Origin of the sequence: Halomonas heilongjiangensis, from assembly GCF_002879645.1 — a bacterium.
GTDB lineage: Bacteria > Pseudomonadota > Gammaproteobacteria > Pseudomonadales > Halomonadaceae > Halomonas > Halomonas heilongjiangensis.
Genome location: NZ_PNRE01000092.1, coordinates 9,751 through 36,277, shown reverse-complemented (window position 1 = coordinate 36,277; position 26,527 = coordinate 9,751). Strand labels below are relative to the sequence as shown.

At 60.8% G+C, this 26,527-nt stretch carries 24 protein-coding genes and 1 pseudogene; 20 read left to right on the top strand and 5 right to left on the bottom strand.

The window, feature by feature from the left end:
- A pseudogene (locus C1H66_RS20000) lies at nt 1-204 on the top strand (sulfoacetaldehyde acetyltransferase); the annotation flags it as partial.
- 305 nt (nt 205-509) lie between these two features.
- Here the strand turns inward: C1H66_RS20000 and C1H66_RS19995 are convergent.
- Nucleotides 510-1,175 (bottom strand): TetR/AcrR family transcriptional regulator, encoded by a 666-nt coding sequence (locus C1H66_RS19995; RefSeq protein WP_102629635.1) that lies wholly within the window; start codon nt 1,173-1,175, stop codon nt 510-512.
- Between the two features lie 211 nt (nt 1,176-1,386).
- On the opposite strand from C1H66_RS19995, the gene C1H66_RS19990 reads away from it, so the two are divergent.
- The 9 genes from C1H66_RS19990 (at nt 1,387) to C1H66_RS19950 (ending at nt 10,223) form a co-directional block, all read left to right on the top strand.
- The gene (locus C1H66_RS19990; RefSeq protein ID WP_102629634.1) at nt 1,387-2,499 is read left to right on the top strand and encodes a TAXI family TRAP transporter solute-binding subunit; all 1,113 of its coding nucleotides are present in this window, start codon (nt 1,387-1,389) and stop codon (nt 2,497-2,499) included.
- A gap of 101 nt (nt 2,500-2,600) precedes the next feature.
- On the top strand, nt 2,601-4,544 hold the full coding sequence (locus tag C1H66_RS19985) for a TRAP transporter permease (RefSeq protein WP_102629633.1): 1,944 nt from the start codon (nt 2,601-2,603) through the stop codon (nt 4,542-4,544).
- 51 nt (nt 4,545-4,595) lie between these two features.
- Complete coding sequence (locus C1H66_RS19980; RefSeq protein ID WP_170064199.1) at nt 4,596-4,964, top strand: RidA family protein; 369 nt, start codon at nt 4,596-4,598, stop codon at nt 4,962-4,964.
- A gap of 44 nt (nt 4,965-5,008) precedes the next feature.
- A complete protein-coding gene (locus C1H66_RS19975) occupies nt 5,009-5,323 on the top strand; it encodes a Rid family hydrolase (protein WP_170064198.1) in 315 nt (104 codons plus the stop codon).
- Between the two features lie 92 nt (nt 5,324-5,415).
- Nucleotides 5,416-6,336, top strand: coding sequence for a DMT family transporter (locus C1H66_RS19970; protein WP_170064197.1), 921 nt, complete (start codon nt 5,416-5,418; stop codon nt 6,334-6,336).
- 391 nt (nt 6,337-6,727) lie between these two features.
- Nucleotides 6,728-6,937 carry a hypothetical protein gene (locus C1H66_RS19965; protein ID WP_102629629.1) on the top strand — a complete coding sequence of 70 codons (210 nt, stop codon included), beginning with the start codon at nt 6,728-6,730 and terminating at the stop codon, nt 6,935-6,937.
- Nucleotides 6,938-7,040: 103 nt separating this feature from the next.
- On the top strand, nt 7,041-8,180 hold the full coding sequence (gene thiO, locus C1H66_RS19960; RefSeq protein WP_102629628.1) for a glycine oxidase ThiO: 1,140 nt from the start codon (nt 7,041-7,043) through the stop codon (nt 8,178-8,180).
- 168 nt (nt 8,181-8,348) lie between these two features.
- Nucleotides 8,349-8,741, top strand: a complete 393-nt coding sequence (locus tag C1H66_RS19955) for a nuclear transport factor 2 family protein (protein ID WP_102629627.1) — start codon at nt 8,349-8,351, stop codon at nt 8,739-8,741.
- Nucleotides 8,742-8,783: 42 nt separating this feature from the next.
- Complete coding sequence (locus tag C1H66_RS19950; RefSeq protein ID WP_102629626.1) at nt 8,784-10,223, top strand: NAD(P)/FAD-dependent oxidoreductase; 1,440 nt, start codon at nt 8,784-8,786, stop codon at nt 10,221-10,223.
- A 144-nt stretch (nt 10,224-10,367) separates the two neighbouring features.
- Here C1H66_RS19950 and C1H66_RS19945 read toward each other — a convergent pair whose 3' ends face one another.
- A complete protein-coding gene (locus C1H66_RS19945; RefSeq protein ID WP_102629625.1) occupies nt 10,368-11,255 on the bottom strand; it encodes a LysR family transcriptional regulator in 888 nt (295 codons plus the stop codon).
- Nucleotides 11,256-11,430: 175 nt separating this feature from the next.
- Between C1H66_RS19945 and C1H66_RS19940 the strand changes: the two genes are divergently transcribed.
- From C1H66_RS19940 to C1H66_RS19930, 3 genes are all read left to right on the top strand, one after another.
- The gene (locus tag C1H66_RS19940; RefSeq protein ID WP_102629624.1) at nt 11,431-12,840 is read left to right on the top strand and encodes a sodium/glutamate symporter; all 1,410 of its coding nucleotides are present in this window, start codon (nt 11,431-11,433) and stop codon (nt 12,838-12,840) included.
- A gap of 113 nt (nt 12,841-12,953) precedes the next feature.
- Nucleotides 12,954-14,465: an amidohydrolase gene (locus C1H66_RS19935; RefSeq protein ID WP_205738705.1), complete on the top strand. Its 1,512-nt coding sequence runs from the start codon at nt 12,954-12,956 to the stop codon at nt 14,463-14,465.
- Nucleotides 14,452-15,375 (top strand): CobW family GTP-binding protein, encoded by a 924-nt coding sequence (locus C1H66_RS19930; protein ID WP_102629622.1) that lies wholly within the window; start codon nt 14,452-14,454, stop codon nt 15,373-15,375. The genes C1H66_RS19935 and C1H66_RS19930 overlap by 14 nt, the downstream gene beginning before the upstream one ends.
- A gap of 23 nt (nt 15,376-15,398) precedes the next feature.
- On the opposite strand, the gene pdxR is transcribed toward C1H66_RS19930, so the two are convergent.
- Nucleotides 15,399-16,871 (bottom strand): MocR-like pyridoxine biosynthesis transcription factor PdxR, encoded by a 1,473-nt coding sequence (gene pdxR / locus C1H66_RS19925; protein WP_102629621.1) that lies wholly within the window; start codon nt 16,869-16,871, stop codon nt 15,399-15,401.
- A gap of 359 nt (nt 16,872-17,230) precedes the next feature.
- Between pdxR and C1H66_RS19920 the strand changes: the two genes are divergently transcribed.
- The 7 genes from C1H66_RS19920 (at nt 17,231) to C1H66_RS19890 (ending at nt 22,990) form a co-directional block, all read left to right on the top strand.
- Nucleotides 17,231-18,229, top strand: a complete 999-nt coding sequence (locus tag C1H66_RS19920) for a TRAP transporter substrate-binding protein (protein ID WP_240618411.1) — start codon at nt 17,231-17,233, stop codon at nt 18,227-18,229.
- 84 nt (nt 18,230-18,313) lie between these two features.
- Nucleotides 18,314-18,862 carry a TRAP transporter small permease gene (locus tag C1H66_RS19915; protein ID WP_102629620.1) on the top strand — a complete coding sequence of 183 codons (549 nt, stop codon included), beginning with the start codon at nt 18,314-18,316 and terminating at the stop codon, nt 18,860-18,862.
- A gap of 18 nt (nt 18,863-18,880) precedes the next feature.
- Nucleotides 18,881-20,221 carry a TRAP transporter large permease gene (locus C1H66_RS19910; protein WP_102629639.1) on the top strand — a complete coding sequence of 447 codons (1,341 nt, stop codon included), beginning with the start codon at nt 18,881-18,883 and terminating at the stop codon, nt 20,219-20,221.
- 74 nt (nt 20,222-20,295) lie between these two features.
- Nucleotides 20,296-20,784: a universal stress protein gene (locus C1H66_RS19905; RefSeq protein WP_102629619.1), complete on the top strand. Its 489-nt coding sequence runs from the start codon at nt 20,296-20,298 to the stop codon at nt 20,782-20,784.
- A 129-nt stretch (nt 20,785-20,913) separates the two neighbouring features.
- Nucleotides 20,914-21,966 carry a YeiH family protein gene (locus tag C1H66_RS19900; RefSeq protein WP_240618410.1) on the top strand — a complete coding sequence of 351 codons (1,053 nt, stop codon included), beginning with the start codon at nt 20,914-20,916 and terminating at the stop codon, nt 21,964-21,966.
- Nucleotides 21,966-22,166 (top strand): sulfur carrier protein ThiS, encoded by a 201-nt coding sequence (thiS, locus tag C1H66_RS19895; RefSeq protein WP_102629618.1) that lies wholly within the window; start codon nt 21,966-21,968, stop codon nt 22,164-22,166. The genes C1H66_RS19900 and thiS overlap by 1 nt, the downstream gene beginning before the upstream one ends.
- Complete coding sequence (locus C1H66_RS19890; protein ID WP_276308856.1) at nt 22,166-22,990, top strand: thiazole synthase; 825 nt, start codon at nt 22,166-22,168, stop codon at nt 22,988-22,990. Before thiS ends, C1H66_RS19890 begins: the two co-directional genes overlap by 1 nt.
- Here C1H66_RS19890 and pta read toward each other — a convergent pair.
- Together pta and C1H66_RS19880 are read right to left on the bottom strand one after the other, a co-directional pair.
- On the bottom strand, nt 22,961-25,195 hold the full coding sequence (gene pta / locus C1H66_RS19885) for a phosphate acetyltransferase (RefSeq protein WP_102629617.1): 2,235 nt from the start codon (nt 25,193-25,195) through the stop codon (nt 22,961-22,963). The two genes, C1H66_RS19890 and pta, sit on opposite strands and share 30 nt — an antisense overlap.
- Nucleotides 25,192-26,379 (bottom strand): acetate/propionate family kinase, encoded by a 1,188-nt coding sequence (locus C1H66_RS19880; RefSeq protein WP_102629616.1) that lies wholly within the window; start codon nt 26,377-26,379, stop codon nt 25,192-25,194. The genes pta and C1H66_RS19880 overlap by 4 nt, the downstream gene beginning before the upstream one ends.
- Nucleotides 26,380-26,527: the final 148 nt, after the last annotated feature.

The following is a 26,527-nucleotide window of genomic DNA, read 5'->3' as shown; positions in this document are numbered from 1 at the left end:
CGGGCGATGGGCGCCGAGGGCATCACCGTGGACCGGCTGGAGGACGTGGGCCCGGCGCTCAAGAAGGCCATCGACCTGCAGATGACCGAGGGCAAGACCTGCATCCTCGAGATCATGTGCACCCGCGAGCTGGGCGACCCGTTCCGCCGCGACGCGCTGAAGAAGCCGGTGCGCCTGCTGGAGAAGTACCAGGACTACGTTTGAGGCTCAAGCGATCGCGAGCGAATAGCGGAAGTGGTCTTCCCCCGGCTTGGCCGGGGGGGGGGCAGGGACGTCGTCCATCAATCGAACAAATTAGCCGAAATGAAAGCGCTGAAGTGCATGGTGGAGCGGGGTCGCCACGGACCAGACGTATCGGCTGATACCTGGCCTTTTGTCAATCATGATCGGCCATCAGTTGAGAGGCCAATCCTGATCAAAGCGCAAATAGCCTTGCAGTTTCCTACCGTCCCGACCTCAAATCTATCGTATTGATCCAGGTGGATGACCGCTGTGGTGACAAGATGAGCTCAGGCATTGGAATGTGGGTGATGCAAGTACGCCAGCAGCACATCTTTGACGTGCTGACGGCGTTCGGCGACCCATGACGGGTCATTCAGGTTGCGGCTGAAAGTGATAGAAAGGGTGTACTGGTTGGAGTGATGGAGGTGAATCATCGAGAACAGGGTCATATAGAAATGGAAGGGGTCCACGTCCTGGCGGAAAATGCCTTGTCGCTCGCCTTCAATGAGAATCTCATGAAGCTTGTCGAGTAGGAGCCGGCCACGACTTTTGATGGAGAGGATGTTCTGGATGCATGCGCCTTGATTGATGTTCTCGATGCCGACGAGTCGAATGAATTCTGGATGCTCACGCAAGTGGTCGAACGTGAAATCGACAAGCGCTTCAATAGCCTGGTCGGGTGTAAGACCAGCTAGCTGTATCCCTTCTTCCTTTGTCCTGAGGTCCTCATAGACCTTCTCCAGGCAGGCCCGATAAATCTTTTCCTTGCTGCCGAAATAGTGATAGAGCATGCGGATATTGGTAGCGGCGCGGCGGGCGATTCGCTCGGTACGTGCGCCATCGAATCCGTACTCACAAAACTCGTCTATCGCAGCTTGCAGAACTCTGTTACGCGTTGCTTCAGCGTCGCGCAGTCGGCGCTTCTGCACTGATCGTGTTTTGGTCTGGGTCATTCTGTCTCTCTATATTGCTGGCGGATAACGTAGCGCTGCCGAGGGTGGTGCCGTCATCCAGAGGCCGTTTCATACTACGCAGTACATCAGACGTTGACAGCCTTGTCAACAAGTAATAAACTGCTTACTTACCGGTGGGGCCTGACGCTCCTGGCACGACTGCCATGCAGACCGCCGGTAGATTGAACAACAACAGTATGGAAAAGATTCTATGAAAAACCGTAAACAATACAATGGTATACCTGTCGACAGCCTGTTGGCTGAGCGTACTTCCGGAATGGGGAATTGCCAGAAAACGAACCATAGGGCCGCGTGTCCAGGCCTGGGCGTTGCCGGCAATTGGTGCCTTGCCCTGGCGCTTATCACAACGCCTGCCATGGCTGATGAAACCACGGTCAATATCCTGACCGCGCCTTTTGGTACCACTGTGCATGCCAAGTACTCAGGGTTCGCTCGTGAAGTGGCTGATTCGATCCCAGGCGTGCGCGTCGAGGCGCTCGAGACGCCCGGCTGGGTGTACAATTCAACCGAAATGGCCAGAAACGAAGGGATCCGGAGCAATACCCTGGCGGCCATCAGCCCCGGCGCGCTGTTCGCGGCCTCTCAAGGACTTCGGCCATGGCGTGGCCCTACCGAAGTAGAGGGGTGGAAGGCGCTGTGGGCCTACTACGTGCTGACCGGTTACTTCGTGACCATGAACCCAGATATCGATGAGACAGAAAAGCTGGTCGATTCGCGAATTGGGCTTGGTCGCGCTACTCAGACCCACTGGTCGGTGTTTCCAAGACTCTTCCTCGAGAATGGCTACGGATTGGAGCTATCCGGTGTGGATAACCTGGGGCCGAGCGAAGCGATGAGAGCAATGCTGGATGGGGTGGTGGACTCAGCGATTGTCTCCGACAGCTTCACCTACGATTTCAGTGCCCGTCACGCGCCAAGCTCGATGATGGAGCTTGAAAGCTCGGGCCGCGACTACCATTACCTCACCCATGCCTCCCATGCGGCAATCGATGCTCTCAATGAGTCGATGGGCTCCTCGTTCCTCAAGATGACGATTCCGGCGGGTTCCTTACCGGGGCTTGAACAGCCCATGGAAACCTACGGAGATCCGGCGATCATCTATGCGCATGAAGACTTCTCGGAAGAGGTCGCCTATGAGCTGGTTAAGTTCATGATGAACAACTGGGAGTCGCTCCAGAACCATCACTCTTCCTGGGAACTGACAAATCCCTCCACCTGGGTGGCAGGACAGACGGTGGAGACCCTGCATCCCGGGGCTGTTCGGGCCTATCGCGAAGCTGGTATCGAGATTCCCGAACGTTGACGGATGTGCTGCTGGCCATGGATGGCTTATCAGGACAAGGATGTATGGATTATTCGGACACGGGCGAAAGGCCTGATCGTCGAGCTATTTGGGGGTAGGGGATGAGTACTGACCTGCAAGAGAACCAGGTGGGCTCTGAGCGACTTTCCCGGCTGCTGGAGCGGGTGTTGCTGTATGGTGGTGCCGGCGTTGCGCTGTATCATTTCATCTATGTCTTCACCAATTTTCAAGGCTCTACAGAGCACTACATTACCCATATCACCCTAGGGGTGGTGCTGTGCGCTCTGGTGCCAGCCATCCAGATTACAACATCGGGCCAGGGCAGGGTTCGGCGCCTACTGGCACTTATTGGTCTGTCATCTGTGCTTGTGGTGGGCGTCGCTGCTTTGATCTATATGCGTCTCTATGCCAGAGATCTCGAAGATTTCTTTCCCTACTTCGAGCCGCATCAGCTGCCCATCGGTGCCATGGCGATTGGCGCCATCTTGATTCTTACCTGGGTACACTGGGGTGCGACCCTGCCGCTCATTACTCTGGGATCGATCGCCTATTTCATGCTGGGCCACTGGATACCTGCCGATGGGATCTTGGGGGTCCTGAGCCAGCCAAAGCGTGACATCTACTACATCATGGGGTATCTGGGGTTGAGTCCAACCCAAGGTTTTATCGGCTGGATCATTCCCGTATCCGCCAACTTCATCTTCCTGTTCGTGGTGTTCGGCAATATTCTCCTGCGCACTGGTGTCGTGGACATGTTCCTCGAACTGGGTAGGGCCATCGGAAACGTACTGAGGCCAGGGCCCGCCTACGCGGCGACACTGGCAAGCGCCATGGTTGGGTCGGTGACCGGTGCGCCAGGGGCTAATGTGGTACTTACCGGCAGCGTAACCATTCCTGCAATGAAGTCAGTAGGCTTCAAAGGGCATCATGCCGGAGCCATCGAAGCCTGCGCCTCCACGGGTGGCCAAATTATGCCACCGGTCATGGGTGCCGCAGTATTCATCATGGCGGCATTCATCAATATTCCTTATATCGAAATTGCCCAACGTGCGATTGTACCAGCAATTCTCTACTTCTCGGCGATCGCGATTGGTATCTATTTCCTGGTGCAGTCACTGGGTATCGTGCCGCCGAAGGCCAATGTCTCTCACGCCATGATCTGGCGACGGCTACCATGCTTCCTGATTCCTCTCGGAATCATCGTGGTTCTGCTGGTGCAGCGTTATTCTCCGATGTATGCCGCCACGTTTGGCACCTTGGCCCTGCTGGTGATTTCCTTCTTGCTTCCCGAGACACGCATTTCGATGAAGAATCTCGTCAAGGCGCTGAGCGAGGGGGCCGCCCAAGGGGCCCAGATTGCCATGGTGCTGGCTTGTGTCGGTATTTTCTCGCAGGTCGTGATCACCACCGGACTTGGCGCCAGACTGGGTGACTTCGTGATGAGTCTGACCGATGGAACCTTGCTGCCAACGCTGCTAGCTTCGATGACCATCTGCATTCTGCTCGGCATGTCAGTACCTACTGTGCCGGCCTATATCATTACGGCTCTGGCCGTTGGGCCCACGCTGATTGCCCTGGGGGTCGATGCCTTGGGCGCGCACATGTTTGTTTTTTACTTCGCCATCTTCTCCACCTTGACACCGCCTATCGCCATGGCATCGATAGTGGCGGCTCGTATCGCTGGCGCAGGGTTTATGAGGACCTCAATCGAAGGGCTGAGACTTGCCTTGGTCTGCTACTTCATTCCCTTCGCCTTCATTTTCCACCCGGCACTGCTCGAGTTTCCAATGATTGGCATCGATGGCATCGTGGCAATTATTTCCACCCTGGTTGTCTGTGTGACCTACAGCGCCTGTAGCTATGGCTTCTTCGGTGCCGCGCTGTCGCGAGGCATGCGAGCGCTGTTCGCCATGGCGACACTGTGCGGTGTGTTGTTCGTGTTCGGCCTGGGGATCTGGGCCCTATGGTTGCAGTTCTCGCTGACGGTGCTTTGCATGCTGGCATCCTGGAAGCGATCGAGCTTCTCCCCATCGCAGATCGCGTAATACAAACCCATGGATAACAGTGACCTGTTCAATGCAAGGAGACGACAGTTGATGATCATGAGACTTGATGAAGGCGTCATCAATGGCGCCAAGGTGAGCCAGTGCGTGGTGCATGACGGGGTAATTCATATCGCCGGAATTATGGCGCCGGAGCCTACTGGTGACATTGAACAGCAGACCTTGCGAGTACTGGACATCGTCGATAACTATTTGGCAAGAACGGGTAGCGATCGGCGTCATGTGCTCTCCATCCAGATATGGCTGCGCGACATGGAAGATTTCGCCGAGATGAATAGGGTGTGGAATGCCTGGGTGGATGCCTCGCAGCCGCCGGCTAGAGCCTGTGTCAGCGGTCTGTTAGCGCATGCCGATGCACGTATCGAGGTCATGGTTATGGCAAAGGTGAAGGGCCAAGTATGACAATAGATCGCTATGGGCTGGTCAATGAACCAGGCCGGCCTTGCATGAGCCTGGCCCTTGCCACCGATTGCTGGATGACGGTATGCGCTACGGCACCAGAACGAGTGCCTGATGTCGCGGATCAGACCCGTCAGGTCCTGGACATACTGGACTACTATCTGGAGGAGAGTGGTGTGTCGATGGATGATGGACTGTTAACCGCTATGGTTTGGCTCAAGGACATCACGGATTACGCCGCAATGAATGATGTCTGGAACGATTGGATCGGAGAACGTTCCGCTCCCGTTCGTTGTTGTCTACAGGCGAATATGGCGCGCCCCGAGATGCTGGTCGAGATCAAGCTCATCGCCGCGCGTTAACGTTTCATTAAATCGGGATGTGGCCGGTATAGCGATGGAGGAAATTACCTCCATCGCCCAGTCAGCGCGTCCTTAAGCCAGGAGAATTGGCCGTGAACTCCAAGAAAACAGGAGTCTGTCTGGCACTACTTTCGGTGTCGATATGGGCGGGAAACTTTGTGCTCGCCAGGATCGCGCCGGGTACTATGGACGCGATTTCTCTTACATTTCTCAGGTGGCTGGTGGCCAGCATGCTGGTGCTCCCCTTCGTGGTTCTGCCATTGATTCAGGCATGGCGGCGGGTTGTGATGCATGGATTGACTATTGCGATCATGTCATTGCTTGGCGTGGTGGTGTTCAACCTGCTGGTATATCAGTCTGGCCACTATCTTGATGCCGCCAGGATGTCACTCATCAATGCTATGTCTCCGGTGTTCATCATGATTTTGGCTGGTCTGTTCCTGGCAGAGCAGTTTACCCCAAGAAAATTGATTGGTGCTGCAATGGGTGGCGGCGGTGTATGCCTCTCGATTGTAGGGTCCAACCAAGTTGCTTCAGTTGATCTAGTACTTGGCATGGGGATGATGACGGTCGCCGCGATGGCATTTTCCATCTATACGCTGATGTTTAGGAAACTCTATCAAGAAATCGATTTCATGGCACTCGTGGGAGCGACGTTTTTCATCGGTACACTGATGCTGTTGCCAGTCTTCATATTTAATGGCATCCACAGTGGCTTTCCCGAGCTCAACAGACGTAATGTAATGATAGTGCTTTACTCGGGAATTTTGGCCGCGCTGATAGCCTTCATTGCGTGGAACCTCTCTGTATCAATCATCGGCGCTTCGCGAGCGGGTTGCATCTATTTCCTGATGCCAGTCTTCGCAGCGCTTCAGTCATTCACCATCATTGGGGAGTTTCCTGGCTGGAATGCTATCTTGGCTGCGCCGATCGTACTGCTCGGGGTGTACATTGCTGTTGTGCAGCCGCCCCCGCCCAAGTCCATTGTTCTGCCGTCGTCATCCCGGCGTTGAAGCCGATGGCATGATGCTGGGCTGTGTTCGGGTCTGGCCTCTGATCTCGTGCTCTGTGACCTGCAGGTCGCCGTCGATGCCGAAGAGCTCGCGGGCAGGACGTATGACGTTGGGCTTGAGGTTCTTGAATTCTGTCATTGCTGCCTGGTGGGCCGGTCGTTGCTACAGGGACGTGTCAGGGGCTGGCGGTGGTGGGGCGCCAGTGGGGGGATACTCTGGTTCCTGAAAATAAATCATTTGTCACCTTTTTTTGAAACTATGCGTTGACGCAGGGCCTTCGGCTGGTTAAGTTTGCCCAGTGTTTCTTAATTCGGAACTATCTATACCATAAATCCGAACTATGCCGCTGAGGAGAAGCCGATGCACACCACCGAGAGACAAGACACCTGCCATGTCGTGCAGGGCAATCCCCTCGGAGGCCTTCGTCGAAACCCTGGTGGCCCAAGGCATGACCGAATTGTTCGGGACCATGGGCTCGACGTTCATGGACGCCATAGACATCTTCGCCCCGGCTGGCATCTGCCTGACCCCGGTGGTCAACAGCTACCAGCACAACGCTTCCTTTCCAGCCAGCACCACGCGCGGAGACGATAGAAGATAGGCATGTCCCCGGTCCGGCAGCGGTCACGGCTGCCAGACCGGGGATTTTGCATTCTCAGACACCTTGAACGCTGCTCGCATGGAAAATGGCCCGGGAGGTCCGAATGAGCGATTTCATGATCATCGGTGGCGGCGTCATCGGCATGATGACCGCCTGGCAACTGGCCGAGGCCGGCCACTCGGTGGCCTTGGTGGAGCGGGGGCAGTGTGGCCGGGAGGCCTCCTGGGCCGGGGGCGGCATCGTCTCGCCGCTCTATCCCTGGCGGTACAGCGACCCGGTATCCCACCTGGCCCGCTTCGCCGAGCACGAGTATCCGCAGCTGGCGGCCCGTCTGCGCGAGGAGACCGGTATCGACCCCGAGTATCGCCGGAAGGGGCTGCTCTATCTGCGGGTCGACGACGGCGACCAGGCGTTCGCCTGGTCGCGACGCCTGGGCAAGCCCCTCGAGTCGGTCGAGGCCGACTTCATCTACGCCAAGGAACCCTGGCTGGCCGAGGGCTTCCGCTCGGGGCTCTGGATGCCGACCCTGGGCAGCATTCGCAATCCCCGGCTCTGCCGGGCGCTGCGGGCCCGGCTGATGTCACTGCCCGGCGTGACCCTCGAGGAGGGCGTGACCGTCGAGCGGCTAGGCATCGAGCGGGGCAGGGTGACGGGAGTGGAGACATCACGGGGTCGCCTTGCCGCGGGCGAGGTGATCCTCTGTGGCGGGGCCTGGAGCGGTGTGCTGCTGGGCGGTATCGGTATGGCACTGCCGGTTCGTCCGGTAAAGGGCCAGATGATGGTGTTTCGCACGTCTCCGATGGCTCCAGGCAGGCAACTGCTCGAACGGGTGGTGCTCGCCGACGGTCGCTATCTGATTCCCCGTAGTGACGGTCGTGTGCTCATCGGCTCGACTCTGGAGCTGGCGGATTTCGACAAGACCACCACCGCGGATGCCCGGGCCTCACTCCTCGCCAGCGCCGCGGCCATGTTGCCGGCCCTGGCCGACTGCGAGATCGAACAGCACTGGGCCGGGCTGCGGCCGGCGGCGCCGGAGGGCATTCCCTTCATCGGTGCCGTGCCGGGCGTGCGAGGCCTGCACGTCAATGCCGGCCACTACCGCAATGGCCTGGTGCTGGCGCCGGCCTCGACGCGGCTACTGGTCGACCAGCTGCTGGGACGCGCCTCGCTGATCGATCCCTCGCCCTATCGCCCGGACCGACACCTGGCCGCTCATGGCCGGCCGGCATCGCTGGTCGGCTGAGTGTCCATGACAACTCCGCTGGCCCAACGACTGGCTGCCAACTGGCGCTAAGCACGCGCGCGGAGGACCAGTACCCTCGTTGTCAGGCTCTGGAAAGTGGAAGACGCAGCAATGCTGCCAGAGCGAGTTGGCAACACCTGACAAGCAACCAGTATACGGGAGAGGCAAATGCGCCAGCCGGATGTGGAATTTCTCAAGGCCTTCAGCGACGCCCTGAATCGTCATGATATCGATGCCGTGATGGAGATGATGACGGATGACTGTGTGTTTCATGCCATTGCCGGCCCGGAACTGGTCGGCAGGAGCTTTGTCGGCCAGGCCGATGTGCGACAGGGTCTCGAGAATGCCTGGAAGACCGCCCCCGATGCCTGCTGGGTCGATGGTGAGCACTTCGTGATCGGCGACCGAGGCTTCTCGGAGACCACCTACAAGGGCACGACCCCCGACGGGGTCCGCTCCGAGGCCCGCATGATCGATGCCTTTACCTTCCGCGATGGCAAGATCGCCGTGAAGAACGCCTTTCGCAAGAACCGGCCGCCGATTGCGGGCCACAACGACTAAGGACGGTGCGAGCCGCGGCATCCCGACACACAGGAGTCGATCATGGAGACAATGACCAGCAAGGCGGGAGAAGAGCGACGCAGCGCTACCGCACCATCCCAGCCTTATGATCCGGCTTATGATCCGCTGAAGAGCACCACACCGGGGCAGGGGCGTGACTACGCGCCGACCTACTGGATCGGTACCGCGGGCGAGCCCCCGGCCGATGACGGCCCGGTGACCCAGGACATGGACGTGGACGTGGTGATCATCGGGGCCGGCTTCACCGGCCTGACGGCCGCCATCTTCCTGGCGCAGGAATACGGCATCCGGGCGACCGTGCTCGAGGCCAATCGCACCAGCTGGGGCTGCAGCACCCGCAACGGCGGCCAGGCGCAGTGCGCCTCGGGACGCCTCAAGCGCTCCCAGTGGATCGAGCGCTATGGTCTGGATACCGCACTGAAGCTGCATGCCGAGTGTGTCGAGGGGATGGAGACCTTCAAGTCGCTGATCAAGGACATCGACTGCGACCCCCAGCCCGGCGGGCACCTCTACATCGCTCACCGCGACAAGGTCATGCCGGTGCTGGAGAAGGAGGCCAGGCTACTGCGCGACGTCTTCGACTACGATGCGCAGATCCTGGATGGCGACACGGTCAAGCGGGACTGGGTCGGCGATCAGGAAGCCGCCGGTGCCATGCATGAGCCCGAGGGCATCGGCATCCACGCCGGCAAGCTGGCGTTCGGCTATCTCAGGAAGGCCAGGGCCCTGGGGGCCAGGGTGCACCCGTCGAGCCCCGTCCAGGGCTGGGAAACGCGCGACGGCGTGCACTATCTCAAGACCCCGGGTGGGACGGTCAGGGCCCGTGCCGTGGGCATCGCCACGGGGGGCTATACCTCCCAGAGCCTGCACCCCCAGCTCAAGAATCGCCTGTTGCCGATCCTCTCCAACTCGATCGTCACCCGGCCGCTCTCGGCGAACGAGATCGAGGCCTGCAGCTTCAGGACGCATCAGGTCATCACCGATACGCGCGTGCTGCGGCACTATTACCGCCTGCTGCCGGACAACCGGCTGCAGATCGGCAGCCGCAGTGCCATTACCGGGCGTGATGCCCCCCAGCAGAAATACGAGGATGTGCTGGTCAACAACATGGTCCGGAAGTTTCCGGCGCTGAAGGGCATTCCACTGGATTACTCCTGGTGGGGCTGGGTCGATGTCAGCCACGACATGATGCCGCGCATTCATCAGCCGGACCCCAGCGAAACCATCTTCTATGCGCTGGGCTATGGAGGTAATGGGGTCATGTACTCGGCCCAGGCGGGGCGCCGCCTGGCGCAATGGATCGCCGGCGACGGCAGGCAACTCGACCTGCCAATCTTCACCTCTAAGCTACCTTTCCCGAATATCCGCGAAATGGTCGAGTCCCAGGCCTTCGCCCCCTTCCGGCGGTTCGGGCAGCGGTTTCTCTATCGCTGGTACTATCTGAAGGACGAGGTGTTGTGAATCGGCTCTTCTGGGATCTTCGATAGGCTTGTGAAGCTGCTGGATCATGGCATGGCTTCATGGCTCTCTCCGGAGGCCATGAAGTCGAATGCTGTTGTGGGCTGTGAGTATCCATCACTCAACGTCGTCTTGCTGGAGGGGGGGCTAGATTCCGTAACTCTGGATGAAATTGGAAAAGACCCTCTGGGTCGGGGTGGTGGTATCCGTCAACCAGACCGCCTCGGTCTCCAGGAAGCTATTGGCATCCTTTATCGATAGGGTGGTTACGCCTTTTCTAATGTAATTATTGGCGCATTCGAGATGGATGGTGACGCCAAAGTTCGCGGCGACGAAGCCAAAGATTCCTTCACTATTGAAGGTCTCTTGTGAGATCCTCGGCATGAAGCCTGCTGTCATGCATAGAACATCGAGATGACGACGGAAATGCTTCCAGCGTTCCATCGACCCCACGATGAAGGGCTCTTCCGCCAGCTCCTTTAGCTCGATTTCCGAGCGCCTTGCCAGAGGATGATGATTGCTGACCGCAGCGATGAAACGGTCCCGCTGGATGATGATGGAAGTCAGTCCCGGTGAGCGGTTGGGGCCAGTCATGAAGGCAACGTCGATGCGTCCATCGTTCAGCAGGGCCAACTGCTCTTCGGTTGAGCCAAATAACAGGTTGATCTTTATTTCCGGATATAAGGATTTAAACTCTTCCAGGATGGTGGGCAGTTTTCCGGTAATGGCGAAGTCGGTATAGCCGATGCTGAGCCGGCCTACCTCTCCCTGACTGGCTCGCCTCGTGTTGATGATGGCGAGATCCAGTTGAGCCATCAATTTCTTGCACTCATCGAGAAAAATGCGTCCTGGCTCGGTGATCTCGACCTGGCGGTTGTTCCGGGTGAGCAACGGCACGCCGATGGCTTCTTCAAGTTGTTGAATTGTACGGCTTAATGCGGGCTGTGCCAGGTTGAGGCGCTCTGCTGCCTGCCGGAAGTGGAGAAGCTCGGCGACAGCCAGGAAGGCGCGGAGATGACGCATGTCGATACGCATGATTGATGCCTGCTTGGTATCAAATGTTGCTTAATTGATATTATACAAGTCATGAAGGTTTTTCTAGTCTGAAGTGACAAGGCGCCGACGATGTCTTGATGTAGCTAAAACTTCCTGAATCAGCGGCTCGTTGACGTTTGATTTCGACATAATAAGCACAAAGTGTGAGGACGATATGCAAGATACGTTTCATGGCGTAATCGCCTTTGCCTTACTGGCAGGCCTGCTGGTAATAGGCAGCATCCTGAGAAATCGAATTCCCCTATTCCGCACCATGTTGATTCCCTCCAGTATCATCGGGGGGATGCTTGGATTTACCCTGCTCTCTATGGGGTGGTTTCCTGGCTATCAGCCCAGCGACTTCACTTCTCTGACGTTTCACTTCTTTACCTTGAGCTTCATGTCGCTGTGCTTGACCGGGACCAGCCGAGACGCTTCCTTATCTGGTGGTAGCATCATGCGTGGCGGCATGTGGTTGACTATCATCTGGACGATCAGCTTGGGGCTCCAGGGAGTGCTCGGTTATCTGGTCATTCGCGGATACGATGCCATTACTGGGGCAGGCATCAGCGCGTGGTTGGGTGCCATCGTCACCCATGGCTTCACCCAAGGTCCCGGACAGGCGCTGACCTATGGCAGCCTATGGGAAGGCGAGTACGGCATCGAACATGCTGCTCAGGTTGGCTTGATCTTCGCCTCGGTAGGCTTCCTGGTCGCCTTCGCCGTGGGGGTGCCACTAGCCAAACGTTTCATCAGTCGTGGCCTCAATGCGAACAAGGTATCCAGGTTGGATGAGACCTTCCGTTCAGGCTTCTATCCGGGTGAGAGATCACCGATAACGGGCCGGATGGTGTCACACCCGGCAAGCCTGGATTCCCTGGCTTATCATCTTGGTTTGCTGGCCGTTGCCTATGTCATTACCCATGTCTGGCTGGTGTTCATGCAGGGCGTTGTCGCCGGTGCCGAGCCGGGTGGGATCAACCTGGGGGTGCTGTTCAGCCATAACCTGTTCTTCCTGCATGGCCTCGGTGTCTGCGTGCTCATGCGTCTGGTCATTGACAAGGTTGGGCTGAGTCATCGTGTCGACGATGAGAGCCTCAAGCGGATTACCGGCTCGTCGGTGGACTTCATGGTGGTGGGCACCCTGATGAGCATTCAGTTCTCGGTTCTCTATGCGCTGTTGGCTCCGATCATCCTGGTGGCCATTGCCGTGACGGTTGCGACGTTCATTCTCTGCCTGTTCATCGGTCGGTTGAGTGGAAAGCTGGGGTATGAGCGGGTGTTGACATCGTTCGGTTGTTGCTGTGGCTCGACCGGAACTGGCCTGCTGTTGCTGCGCATGATGGATGCCGATTTCAGTACCTCGGTACCGAAGGAGCTGGCCTTCTTCAATCTGGCGATCATCATTTCCACCTTCCATATCCTGTTCATCTTCGCCCCCCTGGTGCCATCGCTGGGTGGCTGGGGCTACCTTGCCGTCTTCGGTGGCACGGCCTTGCTTTTCGTTGCTGCGATCCCCCTTATGCTGTTCCGCCGGCCGTCCTCTAAAACCGGGGAAGTCGAAACGAAGGGGGCTGCATCATGACGACGATGGTGTATGTGGCACGCAAGATCCTGACCATGAATCCCTCCCAGCCAGAGGCCACCCACATCGCGGTACGTGATGGGCGTATCCTGGCGGTGGGGCCCGAAGCGGCAATGAAGGGGCTGGGTGAGGTCACGATCGATGAACGTTTCTCGGAGCAGGTGATCCTCCCCGGCTTTGTCGAGGGCCATAGCCATGCACTGGAAGGGGCCATGTGGGAACACCTTTACCTGGGCTACTTCCCTCGCCGTGATCCCGAGGGTAATTACTGGCGAGGCGCCCAGAGCATCAAGGTCATGCAGCAACAGCTTCGTGACCATGCCGGTACGCTTCCCCCCGGGGAGCCGCTGATTGCCTGGGGCTTCGATCCAGTGTATTTCGAGGGAGCTCGCCTCGATCGCCAGGCACTGGATGCCGCCGTCGACGATCGGCCACTGGTCATCATGCATGCCAGCCTCCATGTCATGACGGTCAACACCTGCATGCTGCATCTGGGAGGTCTGCAGCGGCATGTTGGCATCGAGGGCATCATGGTCGGTGCAGATGGCCACCCCAACGGTGAGCTGCAGGAAATGGCGGCGATGCATGCGGTGTTCGAGACACTGGGTATGAACCTGTTCGAGACGGTCGGGTCGCCGGAGACGCTGTGGCGGTATGGCCGGGTCGCTCGCAATGCCGGAGTGACTACCATCACCGACCTCTACAATCCGCTGACTGATGAAGGCATCGTGGCACTCAAGGCGGTTACCGCGGCGGATGGCTACCCGGTGCGTCTGGTGCCCGCCATGGCGGCACTCGCCTGGTCGGTGGAGGAGGGCATTGAGCGCCTTCAGGCCTGTCGCGAACAAGGTAACGATAAGCTGCACTTCGGCCCGGTCAAGCTGATGACCGATGGTTCAATACAGGGCTACACTGCTCGGCTCAAGTGGCCCCACTACCATGACGGCCAGCCGAACGGAATCTGGAACGCTCCCCCCGAAACTCTATGCGAGATGGTGGAGGCCTACCATCAGGCTGGTATTCAATTGCATATTCATACCAATGGGGATGAGGCGGTCGAATTGATGCTGGATGCGGTGGAAAGTGCTCTGGCGCTGTGGCCCCGCTGCGATCATCGCCATACCCTGCAGCACTGTCAGGTCATCGACCATGCCCAACTGCGCCGGGCGGCCTCGCAGGGACTGTGCCTGAACATGTTCGCTAATCACCTCTATTACTGGGGGGACATCCATCGGGAATGTACCCTGGGCCATGAACGTTGCCAGCGGCTGGAGCCGCTGGCAACGGCCCGACGGTTGGGCATTCCCGTTGCCGTGCATAGTGATGCCCCCGTCACGCCGCTGGGCCCCTTGTTCACGGCATGGTGCGCGGTGATGCGTGAAACGGCCTCCGGGCAGGTGCTCGGCGAGCATGAGCGCGTCTCGGTGTGGGAAGCGCTGGAAATGATCACGCTCGGTGCCGCCTATACCCTGCGCCTGGATCACCTGGTGGGGAGCCTGGAGATCGGGAAATTTGCCGACATGACGGTGCTCGACCAGAACCCGTTGGACTGTCACCCCAGAGACCTCAAGGATATCGGGGTGCTGGCTACGGTACTGGGAGGTCGAGTGCATGTCGCCGAATAAGCTCTCCAAGGTACCCTTGACAGTCATCGGCGGTTTTCTCGGGGCGGGGAAGACCACCTTCCTCAATGCGCTCATTCGAGGCGGCATATCGGACAACTCGCTGATCGTGATCAACGACTTCGGCGACATCAATATCGATGCCGAGCTGATCGACTACCGTGACGAGCAGATGCTACAGCTGAGCAATGGCTGCATCTGCTGCACCCTGGGGGGAACCCTGGCGGAACAGCTGGCCAAGGCCATGCGCCTGCATGATCGTCCCGATGCCGTGTTCATCGAGACCAGCGGGGTCGCCGACCCGGCACGAATCGCGGACATCGCCAAGGTGTCGAGGCGGCTCGATCTGGCGGAGGTGGTGTGTCTGGTGGATGGTAGCCAGGCCAGGCGCCACCACGTCGACCCGTTCACGGCCGAGACCTGGCGGGCGCAGCTGCATGCCGCGAGTCGTATCCTGGTCAATCGTCTGGCATCCGATGACAGTGCCGAGGAGGCATGGCTGATCGCCTTGCTCCGTCGGCTCAATCCGGCGGCACGCATCGAGAACATGGATCGTCAAGCGTCCTTCGCCACACTAGCCCCGGCACCAGCGCAAGCCGCTCCCAAGCCGCTTTATCATATCCCCGTGTCCGGGGGAGGGTGGACGTCCGTCAGCGTGCCGATCTGCACCCCGGTCGATGCCGAACGCTTGCAGCGGCTGCTGCTTGATTACCGGGATGCGCTGTTGCGTGCCAAGGGATTCCTGTACCGGCAGGACCGTTCGCCTCGCCAACTTCTTCAATTCAGCGGAGACCGAGTCACCTGGCAGCCGGCAGTTGGTAGCCCCGGGCGCTGTCAGCTGGTTTGCATCGGCCGGTCGGGTGAGCGTTTCGATGCCTTGGTGGCCGATCTTCAACCACTCGGAGGAGTCTGATCGCCGGGGTGCCGGTGAGGCGGCTACCCCGTACGCATGGCCTCGGGGATCAATCGAGCCAGGCGTTCGATGCCTGGCTCGATGCGTTCTTCGGGAATGGCGGAAAAACCCAGGCGCAGGTATTCGCTGCCGGGACGATCGAAGTAGTGCAGGTTGCCGCATTCGACCAGGATGCCCTCGGCACGAGCCAGTGCCTGAAGCCGCGTGCAGTCCAGTCCTTCGGGGCCGCGGACCCAGAAGCAGGAACCACCGAACGTCGAGGGGGTATCGAAGGTCGGCAGATGACGCTTCAGCGCCTCGCTCATGCAGTGCCAGCGGTTCTCGAACGTCTGGTGGATCTGCCTGAGCAGCGCGTCGTGATAACCCCGGTCGAGGAAGAGGGCGAGGGCGCGCTGGTTGTTGGTCGGCGGGTGGCGCAGCATCAGTCGCCGCAGGGCGCGGGCCTCGCGGATGAGCGTCGGGTGGGCGACCATGTAGCCCAGTCGCAGGCCGGGTGCCAGGGTCTTGGAAAGACTGCCGACATAGATGACACGACTATGCCGGTCCAGGCTCTTGAGCGCCGGCGTGGGATTACTGAGGTAGTTGGTCTCGCTGTCGTAGTCGTCCTCGATGATCAGGAAGTTCTCGATCTCGGCCATATCGAGCAGCTGCCGCCGCCGCTCGAGTGGCATGGTCACCGTCGTGGGGCTCTGGTGGCTGGGTGTCACGTAGACCAGGGAACACTGCGTCAGCTCCTCGACCGGTCGCATGCCCTGCTCGTCCACCGGCAACAGGCGGATATCGTCGGTGAACATCCGGGCGATATTGTACATGTCCACATAGCCGGGATTCTCCATTCCGAACTGCCGACCCGGCTTCAACAGCAGCATGGCGGCGATCCACAGTGCCTGCTGGGTGCCGACCGTGACGAGAATTTCCTCGGGCTTGGCCCAGACGCCACGCCGGGGGAGCAGCCGCTTGTGAATCTGCTCGATCAACAGTGGGTCATCATCGTTGAGGTGGTCGACCGACCAGCTGCGAATGGCCGGCACGCTCATGGAGTCTCGACCACATTCCCGCCAGTGTTGAGTCGGAAAGAGGGCCGGATCGATCTGCCCGTACAGGAAGGGGTAGTCGTATCGATGCCAGTCACTGGGTTTCTGAATGGTTTCCTGCTGCGAGGGCCGGACCGTGAGCAGCCTTTCCCAGGGCATACGCTCGGCGTCGATATCGTTGAGACGCACCGGTTTCTCGGCTCGACCTTCCAGGATTTCCGGATTCACGAAGTAGCCGCTGCGACTCTTGGCAATCAGATAGCCGTCGTCGAGCAACTGCTCGTAGGCCAGCATCACGGTGTTACGCGCCACCTGTAGCTCGCGCGCCAGCTTGCGGCTGGAAGGAAGTGCCTCATCGAGCGGGATATGTCCATCCAGGATGGCATGCACGATCTGTTCACGCAGTTGCTGCTGGAGGCTCGCCGGAAGGCTTGAATCGAGATGAAACAGTAGCTGGCTCATGGTTGGCCCACGATGAAAGCCATCCCCGGGAAGGGTCTGGCGAGTCGATGCAAGGGAGTGGGGCTCGGGCGCCGGCACCCACGACCTTCGAACATGCCAAGAATGTGCCTCGATGTCCAGTTAGACAATCGAAAAATCAGTGGGTTGCATCACCCGCTCAGCGGCGATGGTGGCCTGATTGGTCGATGACATCACCATGCCGGGGGCTGGACCAATCGACGGGTGGTGTCTGGTACTAGTGCCCCGGTGTCGGGGGGGTAAAGTGAACCTCATGGAACAGCCCGATTCAGACAAGACGAACCAGGTGGCTGTTCCAGGGTGAGTACAAGTCAATAACAAGACATTGCTGGGAGAGTGGCATGAACAAGATGATGTTTTCCGTAGCCGCGGCGGCCGTCAGTGCCGTCATCAGCCAGAATGCGCTGGCCGAAACCTGGCGCATGGCGCTGGGAGATGCCCAGGGCGGTACCCAGTATGCGATGGGGGAGAAGTTTGCCGAACTGATCCATGAAAAGACGGATGGCCAGGTGACCGTCGACATGTTTCCCAACGGCCAATTGGGTAGCGAGCAGGATACGGTCAGCAGCGCCAGTATGGGATTGCTGGATCTCTCGGTCCTGGCGATCAACAACATCACTCCCTTTTCCCCCACGGTAGGTGTTCTCACGCTGCCGTATGTGATTACCAGTCCTGAAGATGCCAAGACCCTCACCCAGGGTGAGATCGGCCAGCAGCTGGCCGAAAATACCATCCGGGATGCCGGGGTCAGGGTGCTTTCCTGGGCCTATTCTGGGTGTCGTGTGCTGAGCAACTCCAGCAAGCCGGTCGCCACCCCGGATGACCTGAAAGGGCTTACCATTCGCGTGCCCCGCAACGAGATCATGATTGCCTCCTATCAGGAGTGGGGAGTCAATCCGCTGCCGATGGCCTGGTCGGAGACCTTCACGGCCCTGCAGCAGGGCGTCGTGGATGGGCAGGACAACCCCTATATCACCATCAATGCCATGAAGTTCTATGAGGTGCAGGACTACATCACCGATATCTGCTACGTGTTCTCGCTGGAGCCGCTGATCATGAGCGAATCCAAGTTCCAGAGCCTGAGCCCCGATATGCAGGAGATCGTGCTGGAAGCGGGCCGAGAAGCCACCACCCACAGCTATGACTACCTGCTGGAATCGGAAGAAAGCATCAAGCAGGCCCTGGTGGAAGAGCACGGCATGCAGATCATCGAGCCCGCCAATGGCGAGAGCGAATGGATCGAGCGTGCCTCGAGCATCTGGCCGCGTTTCTATGACAGCATCGGCGGCGAGGAGCGACTGGCGGAGGCGCTACAGGCGTTGGGTCGGGACCTGAACTAACAGCCGAATTTCCGTGAACGCTGCACTGGGTGGCGACGGTGCAGCGTTCGGAAAACATCAGGCAAGGCATCGGGGGCGACCGTCATGAAACAGCTGCTACTGAAGATATTCGACAATCTGGAAAACTATATATGCCAGTTCCTCCTGGTGTTCTTCGTGGTTTTGCTGTTTGTTCAGATTGTGCTGCGTAATGTATTCAGCGGCTCATTGGCCTGGGGCGATGAGTTGGCTACTTATGCTTTCGTCTGGTTTGCCTATATGGGGGCAGTGTACGCAGCCAAGATGTCGGCCCATAATCGCGTGACATTCCAGTTCAAGTTCTTTCCTCGTGTTGTCGAGAAGGTTTGCAATATAGTCACTGACCTGATCTGGGTGGGGTTCAATCTGTATTTCGTCTATCTGAGTTACGACTTCGTGTTCAATCGCATGAATGTGTTCTGGAAGTCCCAGACGATGGGGGTTCCAATGAAGTACTTCTACCTGATCCTCCCGCTTGCGTTCCTGGTCATGTCTGTTCGAATTCTACAGAACATGTATGTCAAGCATGTGATGAACCGGCAGATCATGGGTCCGGAAGATGCGCAAATCGAAGAGATGAAGCGCACGCAAAATGAAACTCACGACAAGAGCTGAGTGATCGGAGACAACGTCATGGATCCCATTATCGTATATGTGTTGTTTGGTACCTTTTTCCTGCTGCTATTGCTGGGAGCTCCCATAACGGCGTCTCTTGGTGTATCGGCCCTGGCGGCCTTCCTCTATATTGGCCAGAATCCGGCCACCTTTGTCCAGATCGCCTTTACCTCGGTTGGCTCCTTCCCGCTCATGGCATTGCCCGCCTTCATCCTCGCCGGGGCCCTGATGGAAGCCGCGGGGATCTCACGCCGGCTGGTCGACATCGCCGAGGCGTTCGCCGGGCCGGCAACGGGGGGGCTCGCGGCGGCAACGGTCTTCGCCTGCATGTTCTTCGGTGCCATCTCCGGCTCGGGGCCGGCTACCACGGCTGCCGTCGGCATGTTGATGATCCCGGCCATGGTGCAGCGGCACTACGATCGGGGATATGCATCCGCCATTACCGCCTCCTCCGGTGGCCTGGGCGTCGTGATCCCCCCCTCCATCCCCATGGTCATCTTCGGTATCACCGGCATGGGCATGACACCGCCCCCGGAAGCGGTGGCGGCACACGGCGGCTTCCAGACCTTGTCGATTCCCAAGTTGTTCATTGCCGGTATCTTCCCCGGCATAGTGATTGCCGGTTGCCTGCTGATCATGAATTATCTTCTGTCGAGGAAACATGGGTATCGTGGCCTGACCGATCACTGGTCGACTGAGGCGATCAAGAAGGCACTGCGTCGTGGGATCTGGTCGATCCTGGCACCCATCATCATCCTCGGTGGTATCTACTCCGGGGTGTTCACGCCGACGGAGTCGGCCATCGTCGCCATCTTCTATACGCTGATCGTGGGGATCTTCATCCATAAGGAGCTGAAGTTCCGGCCGGCAATGAAGACACTGGAAACCACGACCTGGATCAGTGGGCGAGTGCTGCTGATCCTGTTCACCGCGACTGTCTTCGGTAGGTTGCTGGTCGAACAGCGTGTCCCGGCTTACATTGCGTCGGCCATGCTGGATTTCACCCAGAACATGTACATCATCTGGGCGCTGATCATCATGTTCCTGCTGTTCGTCGGCATGTTCATGGAGACCCTGGCGGCCATCATGATCCTGACGCCCGTCTTGCTGCCCATCATGTACATGCTGGGGGCCGATCCCGTCCATGTGGGTATCGTGGTCGTCTGCGCACTGGCGATCGGCTTCCAGACACCGCCGCTCGGCGAGAACCTGTTCGTTGCCTCGGGAATTGGCGGGGCCTCCATCGAGGAAATCTCCTATCGTGCCTTGCCGTTTGCCGCTGCATCAATTATTGCGCTCTTCATTATTGCCTATGTTCCGCAGATTTCTCTCTGGCTGCCGGGAGTGATGGGCTATTAGGTCGGGAATCGGTATGTCGGCGCCGAAGGCTGGCCAGGCGAAGTGCAGGTGTCATCCGAGGTGACGGAGGAAATATGGACAGGTCAATCGAAAACATTCTTTGCTGTGTCGGGCTTCGCAGTGACAGCCATGTGGTACTGGAGCAGGCCTTCAGGCTTTCACTTGCCACCGGGGCGAAGCTGCATGTCCTCCATGCCGTCAAGTCGCTGGATGATGACGTCATGAACACGCTGCGTGTCAATATTCGCGACAAGAAGACCCTGCAGGGGCTCATCCGCAAGCGCCTGGACGAAGCGAGACAGCAGCTGGAAGACAAGATGGCAAACTTCTGGAGCCTCCATGGCGAGGGAGATGAGTCCGGCGCCACCCGGGTTGCCAGCCTGGAGGTGGCCGAGGGCTACCCGGCCAAGGTGATTGTCGGCATGGCCTCGAGGCTGGGCTGCGACCTGGTCGTGATGGCCTCCAACAAGCACGGCTTTACCGCCTCCTATGCAGGAAAGGTGACGCGGGGTGTCCTGAAGAGAAGTCACATTCCGGTCGTGGTCGTGCCACCACCCGAGTAACCCTCGGCGGAAGGGCTCATCAAGACCGAGTCCATTGCCAGTTTTTCTTGAACCAGGTCGAGCGTCTCACGGTGCATTTCATGCACTGCGGGCAAGTTCGTGCCCGGAGTATTGAAAGGAAGTGACAACATGATCATTGAACGTGGTAAGCGAGCCATGCGTAGCCCGATCACCTTTTCGCGAACGGCGGCCGAGGGGTTCCCGCACGTCATGCCGGGCGTGCTGATCTGCATCACCATTGCCCTGGCCACGACGTTCATTGCCGACCACTATGGTGGTCCCACGCTGCTGTATGCCCTGCTGTTCGGCATGTCGTTGCATTTCCTGTCGGAGGAGGGGCGCTGCGTGGCGGGGATCGAGTTTGCCGCCCGGACCATCCTGCGCTTCGGCGTTGCGCTGCTCGGTGTGCGGATCACCATCGAACAGGTCACCTCCCTGGGGATCGGGCCGATTGTCACGGTGGTGGCCGGCGTGGTGCTGACCATCCTGATGGGGGCACTGCTGGCCAGACTGATGGGGTTGCATCGTGACATGGGGCTGCTGACGGGAGGCGCGGTCGCCATCTGCGGCGCCTCGGCGGCGCTGGCGCTGTCGGCGGTCATGCCGCGCGGGGCCAACAGCGAACGCAACACCATTCTCACGGTCGTGGGCGTCACGACCCTGTCCACGGCGGCGATGGTGCTTTATCCACTGGTCGTCGGGGTGTTGAGCCTGACGGACCAGCAGGCCGGGGTGTTTCTGGGGGGCACGATCCATGATGTGGCCCAGGTCGTCGGGGCGGGGTACATGATCTCGGAGGAAGCCGGCGACGTCTCGACGTTCGTCAAGCTGATGCGTGTGGCGATGCTGGTTCCGGTCGTGATGTGCTTCACCTTCCTCTTCCGCCATAGCGAGGGCCACGAAGGCAGGAGCAAGGTGCCGAGGCTGCCCGGTTTCCTGGTTGCCTTCGTGGTGCTGGTGATCATCAACAGCCTGGGCGCGATACCGGTGAGCGTCGCCGACGGCATGACGGACCTGTCACGCTGGTGCCTGGTCACGGCCATCGCGGCACTGGGGATCAAGACCTCGTTCCAGAAGCTGGCCGTGGTGGGGTGGAAGCCGGTCATCCTGATGGTGGCCGAAACCCTGTTCCTGCTGGCACTGGTACTGGTGTTCATTCTGTTCGGCGTGGTGAGTATCTGATGCGCGTCTGGATAAATGGCGAGTGTCGCTTGCTGAACCCGGAGACCACGATCCACCAACTGCTGGTGGCCCATGAACTGCAAAGGCGGCGCGTGGCGGTTGAGCTGAATGAGGAAATCGTGCCGCGCAGTCGCCACGACGAGGTGCGGATTTCCGATGGCGACCGTATCGAAATCGTGCATGCCATCGGAGGTGGCTGATGCGGATCGACGAGGATGGCGGGATGCTGAAACAATTGGCAGAGGATACGCCCCTGATGGTGGCGGGCAGGCACTTCACGTCTCGCCTGATGGTAGGAACGGGAAAGTACCGGGACTTCGACGAGACGGCCCGGGCGCTGGAGGCGAGTGGTACGCAGGTCGTGACCTTTGCCGTGCGGCGAACAAACCTCGGGCAGGCGCTAGGTGAACCGAATCTGCTCGATGTGGTGTCGCCGGATCGCTATACGTTGCTGCCGAATACGGCAGGCTGCTACAACGCTCGCGATGCCGTGCGGACCTGCAAGCTCGCTCGCGAACTGCTGGAGGGTCACAACCTGGTCAAGCTCGAAGTGTTGGGCGACGCGAAGACGCTCTATCCCGACGTGGTCGAAACCATCAAGGCCGCCGAAGCGTTGGTGCGGGACGGCTTCGACGTCATGGCCTATACCAGCGATGACCCCATCGTGGCGCTCGAGCTGGAGAAGCTGGGCTGTTGCGCGGTCATGCCGCTGGGATCGCTGATCGGCTCAGGCTGTGGCATCCAGAACCCGCACAACATCCGGCTGATCATCGAGCAGGCCGGTGTTCCGGTGCTGGTCGACGCCGGCATCGGTGCGGCCTCCGAGGCCGCCATGGCGATGGAGCTGGGATGTGATGCGGTCCTGATGAACTCGGCGATCGCCCACTCGCCGCGGCCGATCCAGATGGCCAGGGCGATGAAGCTGGCGGTCGAGGCGGGGCGGGGTGCCTTTCTGGCGGGGCGTATGCCGCGTCGCGGCCAGGCCGAGCCCTCGTCACCCGCCTTGGGTCGAATCGGTGCCTGACACCGTTCGCTTGCCCTGATTCGTGATCTCGTTCTGGGCCGCCTGGATGGCGGTCAGCGCGATGGTGTAGACGATGTCGTCGACCAGGGCGCCGCGGGAGAGGTCGTTCACCGGCTTGTCGAGACCCTGCAGCATGGGGCCGACGCTGACCACCCGGGCGCTGCGCTGCACCGCCTTGTAGGTGGTGTTGCCGGTGTTGAGGTCGGGGAAGACGAACACCGTGGCGCGGCCGGCCACCGGCGAGTCGGGGGCCTTCTGTCGACCGACGCTCTCGATGGCGGCGGCGTCGTACTGCAGCGGGCCGTCGATCAGCAGGTCCGGCGACTGCTCCCGGGCCAGGCGGGTGGCCTGGCGCACCTTCTCCACGTCGACGCCGCTGCCGGACTCCCCGGTGGAGTAGCTGATCATTGCCACCCGGGGCTCGATACCGAAGGCCTGGGCGGAGCGGGCGCTCTGCAGGGCGATCTCGGCCAGGGCCTCGGCGTCGGGGTCGGGGTTCACCGCGCAGTCGCCGTAGACCACCACCTGCTCGGGCAGCAGCATGAAGAAGATCGACGACACCAGGCGATAGCCGGGAGCGGTCTTGATCAGCTGGAAGGCGGGCCGCACGGTGTTGGCGGTGGTATGCACGGCCCCCGAGACCAGGCCATCGACCTCGTCGAGCAGCAGCATCATGGTGCCGAGCACCACGTTGTCGTGGAGCTGCGCCTCGGCGGTCAACTCGTTCACCTTGCCGGTGCGCCGCTCGACCATGGGGGCCACGTAACGGTCGCGGATGCTGTCGGGGTCGATGATCTCGAGCCCCGAGGGCAGTTCGATGCCACGGTTGCGGGCCACCTCCTCGATCTCCTCGCGCTTGCCGAGCAACACGCAGCGGGCGATACCGCGGCGCTGGCAGATCGCGGCGGCTTCCACGGTGCGTGGTTCGTCGCCCTCTGGCAGCACGATGCGCCGGTCGGCGCGCTGGGCCAGCTTGACCAGCTGGTGGCGGAACGCCGAGGGGGAGAGCCGGCGGGTGTAGCCATGATTGAGGTGATCCTTGAGCCACTGCAGGTCGAGGTGGGCGGCGACGAAGGCGGTGACCCGTTCGGCCCGCTCCAGGTCGTCCACCGGGATGTCGTTGCCCATCTGGCCGAGGTCCTGCGCCGTGGTGAAGCTGTCGGTATCCACGGTGAGCACCGGCAGGCCGGTCTTCAGCGCCGGGCGGCACATCTCGATCATGTTCTCGCCGGGCAGGTAGCCGTTGGTCAGCAGCACCCCGGCCATGGGGACGCCGTTCATGGCCGCCAGCGCCGTGGCGAGCACGATGTCGTCGCGGTCTCCCGAGGTGACGATCAGGCTGCCGGGCCGGAACACGTGCAGGGCGTTGGCGGCACTGCGGGCGCAGAGGCTGGTCGAGAGCACCCGTCGGCTCGCCGCCTCGCCCTCGCTGAGGAAGCGGGCGTTCAGGGCGCGGGCCACGTCGAGCACCCGCGGGGCGTTGAGCGAGGGGGCGTAGGGCACCGCGCCGATCAGGTGGAAACGATCGGTGGCCAGCGCCGGCGAGTGGCGACGCAGTTCGGCGAGCTGGGCGGCGTCGAGCATCGGGGGGGCGGTGCCCGGGGCCAGGGCGGCCTCGTGCTGGCCGGCACTCGGCAGGTTGTGCAGGCGCATCAGGATGCAGCCCAGGGTGCGACTGGAACTCACCCCGCCGAAGGCGCGGGCGTGCATGTCGAGCTGTTCGGCCAGGGTCCGGGGGTCGGCCATGTCGCCGGTACCCACCAGGATCACCCGGGCATTGAGGGCGTGGGCCATCTGGGCGTTGAGCTGGGTGGCGTAGGTGCCGTGGCGGGTGGGAACGAGACCCTCCACCACCAGTAGTTCCGGTGGGTGTTCGCGATGGGCCGCGATCGCCTGATCCTGCAGTTCCACCACCTGCTCCATCAGCACGTCCAGACGGTCGTCGCGTAGCAGCCGCTCCATCTGGGGCTGGGGAATCGGTGGCGGCGGGCGCAGCCCCAGGGTACTGGCGACCAGCGCCGTGGAGCGGTCGGGCCCCGGGCCGTTGAGTTCGTCCTGGCGCAGCGGCTTGAGGAAGCCGGCCTTGAGGCCGATGGCGTCGAGCGCCCGGATCAGCCCCAGGCAGGTGGAGGTCAGGCCGGTACCCTCGCTGGTGGGCACCAGCAGCAGGGTCTGGGGCGCGTCGGGGATCTCGCTGGGCGTCATGGGGCCGTACCTCCCAGTAGCTGGCGGGTTTCCTCGGCGATGCGGCCTTCCTCGTCGGTGGGGATCACCCACAGCCGCGGGGCGGCGGGGTGGCGGCCGTCGATGCGCCCCTCGCGGCCGCGCACCGTCGCGGCATTGGCGGCACGGTCGAGGCCGAGGCCGAAGTGGGGCAGGTGGTCGACCACCTTTTCCCGCACCAGCGGCGAGTTCTCGCCGATGCCGCCGGTGAAGACGATGCCGTCGAGGCGGGGCAGGGCGCAGGAGAGCGCCGCCAGCGACTTGGCGACACGATAGCAGAATACCTCGATGGCCAGCTGGGCACCGGCATGGCCCTCCTCGGCGGCGGCCTCCAGTTCGCGCATGTCGTGGGTCAGCCCGGAGAGCCCCAGCAGGCCGCTGCCGCGGTTGAGCACCTCGTCGATGCGTTCCAGGGGCCAGCCGAGCCGGCGGGCCAGGTGCGAATGCAGGCCAGGGTCCACGTCGCCGCTGCGGGTGCCCATCACCAGGCCCTCCAGCGGGGTCAGGCCCATGCTGGTATCGAGGCTTCGGCCTCCCCGGACGGCGGCGGTGGAGCAGCCGTTGCCCAGGTGCGCCGTCAACCAGCCGCCGCCCTCGAGGCTGCTCAGGGCATCGGCACGGGTACTGACGTAGGCGTGGCTGGTGCCGTGGAAGCCGTAACGGCGGATGCCATGGTCACGGTAGAGCGCCTCCGGCAGGGCGTAGCGGTAGGCCCGCGGCGGCAGGGTCTGGTGGAAGGCGGTGTCGAACACCGCGACCTGGGGCAGCTCGGGGAACAGCTGGCGGGTGGCCGCCACGCCCTGGAGGTTGGCCGGGTTGTGCAGGGGGGCCAAGGCGGCGGTCTCCTCGATGGCCGCCACCACCGCATCGTCGATCAGGGTGGCCCGGGTGAACCGTTCGCCGCCATGCACGATGCGGTGCCCCACGGCGCCGGGCCGCTGCCCCTCGAGGCCGTCGAGGATCGCCTCCAGGGCCCGGACATGATCCTCGCCGGCCAGGGCTCGCTCGAACGGTTCGCCGCGGCTGTCGAGCCCCTTCAGGCGGGCATCGCTGCCGCCCAGTCGTTCGGCCAGGCCCGCCAGGCGCGGGGCATCGGGGTCGGCGGCGATCAGGGCGTACTTGATCGAGGAAGAGCCACAGTTGATGACCAGCACCGGATCGTTCATCGGCAGTCCTTGGAAAGGCAGGGCAGGCAAGAGAGGAAGACATCAGTCTGGCAATGCTGCATTGCGTCAGAAAGTCGGGAATGCCGGTAGCCTTCTCCCGATCCCCGGATAGCCAGCGCCAGAGGCACCGAGGACGGGCTTCAAGCAT

Coding starts and splice junctions, on each gene's coding strand:
- C1H66_RS19945 (WP_102629625.1), bottom strand. CDS start 11,255: ATGCGTATCGACATGCGTCATCTCCGCGCCTTCCTGGCTGTCGCCGAG.
- C1H66_RS19920 (WP_240618411.1), top strand. CDS start 17,231: ATGAACAAGATGATGTTTTCCGTAGCCGCGGCGGCCGTCAGTGCCGTC.
- C1H66_RS19935 (WP_205738705.1), top strand. CDS start 12,954: ATGAAGGGGCTGGGTGAGGTCACGATCGATGAACGTTTCTCGGAGCAG.
- C1H66_RS19910 (WP_102629639.1), top strand. CDS start 18,881: ATGGATCCCATTATCGTATATGTGTTGTTTGGTACCTTTTTCCTGCTG.
- C1H66_RS19950 (WP_102629626.1), top strand. CDS start 8,784: ATGGAGACAATGACCAGCAAGGCGGGAGAAGAGCGACGCAGCGCTACC.
- C1H66_RS19880 (WP_102629616.1), bottom strand. CDS start 26,379: ATGAACGATCCGGTGCTGGTCATCAACTGTGGCTCTTCCTCGATCAAG.
- pta (WP_102629617.1), bottom strand. CDS start 25,195: ATGACGCCCAGCGAGATCCCCGACGCGCCCCAGACCCTGCTGCTGGTG.
- C1H66_RS19975 (WP_170064198.1), top strand. CDS start 5,009: ATGAGCCTGGCCCTTGCCACCGATTGCTGGATGACGGTATGCGCTACG.
- C1H66_RS19915 (WP_102629620.1), top strand. CDS start 18,314: ATGAAACAGCTGCTACTGAAGATATTCGACAATCTGGAAAACTATATA.
- C1H66_RS19905 (WP_102629619.1), top strand. CDS start 20,296: ATGGACAGGTCAATCGAAAACATTCTTTGCTGTGTCGGGCTTCGCAGT.
- C1H66_RS19985 (WP_102629633.1), top strand. CDS start 2,601: ATGAGTACTGACCTGCAAGAGAACCAGGTGGGCTCTGAGCGACTTTCC.
- C1H66_RS19930 (WP_102629622.1), top strand. CDS start 14,452: ATGTCGCCGAATAAGCTCTCCAAGGTACCCTTGACAGTCATCGGCGGT.
- C1H66_RS19965 (WP_102629629.1), top strand. CDS start 6,728: ATGTCGTGCAGGGCAATCCCCTCGGAGGCCTTCGTCGAAACCCTGGTG.
- thiO (WP_102629628.1), top strand. CDS start 7,041: ATGAGCGATTTCATGATCATCGGTGGCGGCGTCATCGGCATGATGACC.
- C1H66_RS19955 (WP_102629627.1), top strand. CDS start 8,349: ATGCGCCAGCCGGATGTGGAATTTCTCAAGGCCTTCAGCGACGCCCTG.
- C1H66_RS19990 (WP_102629634.1), top strand. CDS start 1,387: ATGAAAAACCGTAAACAATACAATGGTATACCTGTCGACAGCCTGTTG.
- C1H66_RS19995 (WP_102629635.1), bottom strand. CDS start 1,175: ATGACCCAGACCAAAACACGATCAGTGCAGAAGCGCCGACTGCGCGAC.
- C1H66_RS19980 (WP_170064199.1), top strand. CDS start 4,596: ATGATCATGAGACTTGATGAAGGCGTCATCAATGGCGCCAAGGTGAGC.
- C1H66_RS19940 (WP_102629624.1), top strand. CDS start 11,431: ATGCAAGATACGTTTCATGGCGTAATCGCCTTTGCCTTACTGGCAGGC.
- C1H66_RS19900 (WP_240618410.1), top strand. CDS start 20,914: ATGATCATTGAACGTGGTAAGCGAGCCATGCGTAGCCCGATCACCTTT.
- thiS (WP_102629618.1), top strand. CDS start 21,966: ATGCGCGTCTGGATAAATGGCGAGTGTCGCTTGCTGAACCCGGAGACC.
- C1H66_RS19890 (WP_276308856.1), top strand. CDS start 22,166: ATGCGGATCGACGAGGATGGCGGGATGCTGAAACAATTGGCAGAGGAT.
- pdxR (WP_102629621.1), bottom strand. CDS start 16,871: ATGAGCCAGCTACTGTTTCATCTCGATTCAAGCCTTCCGGCGAGCCTC.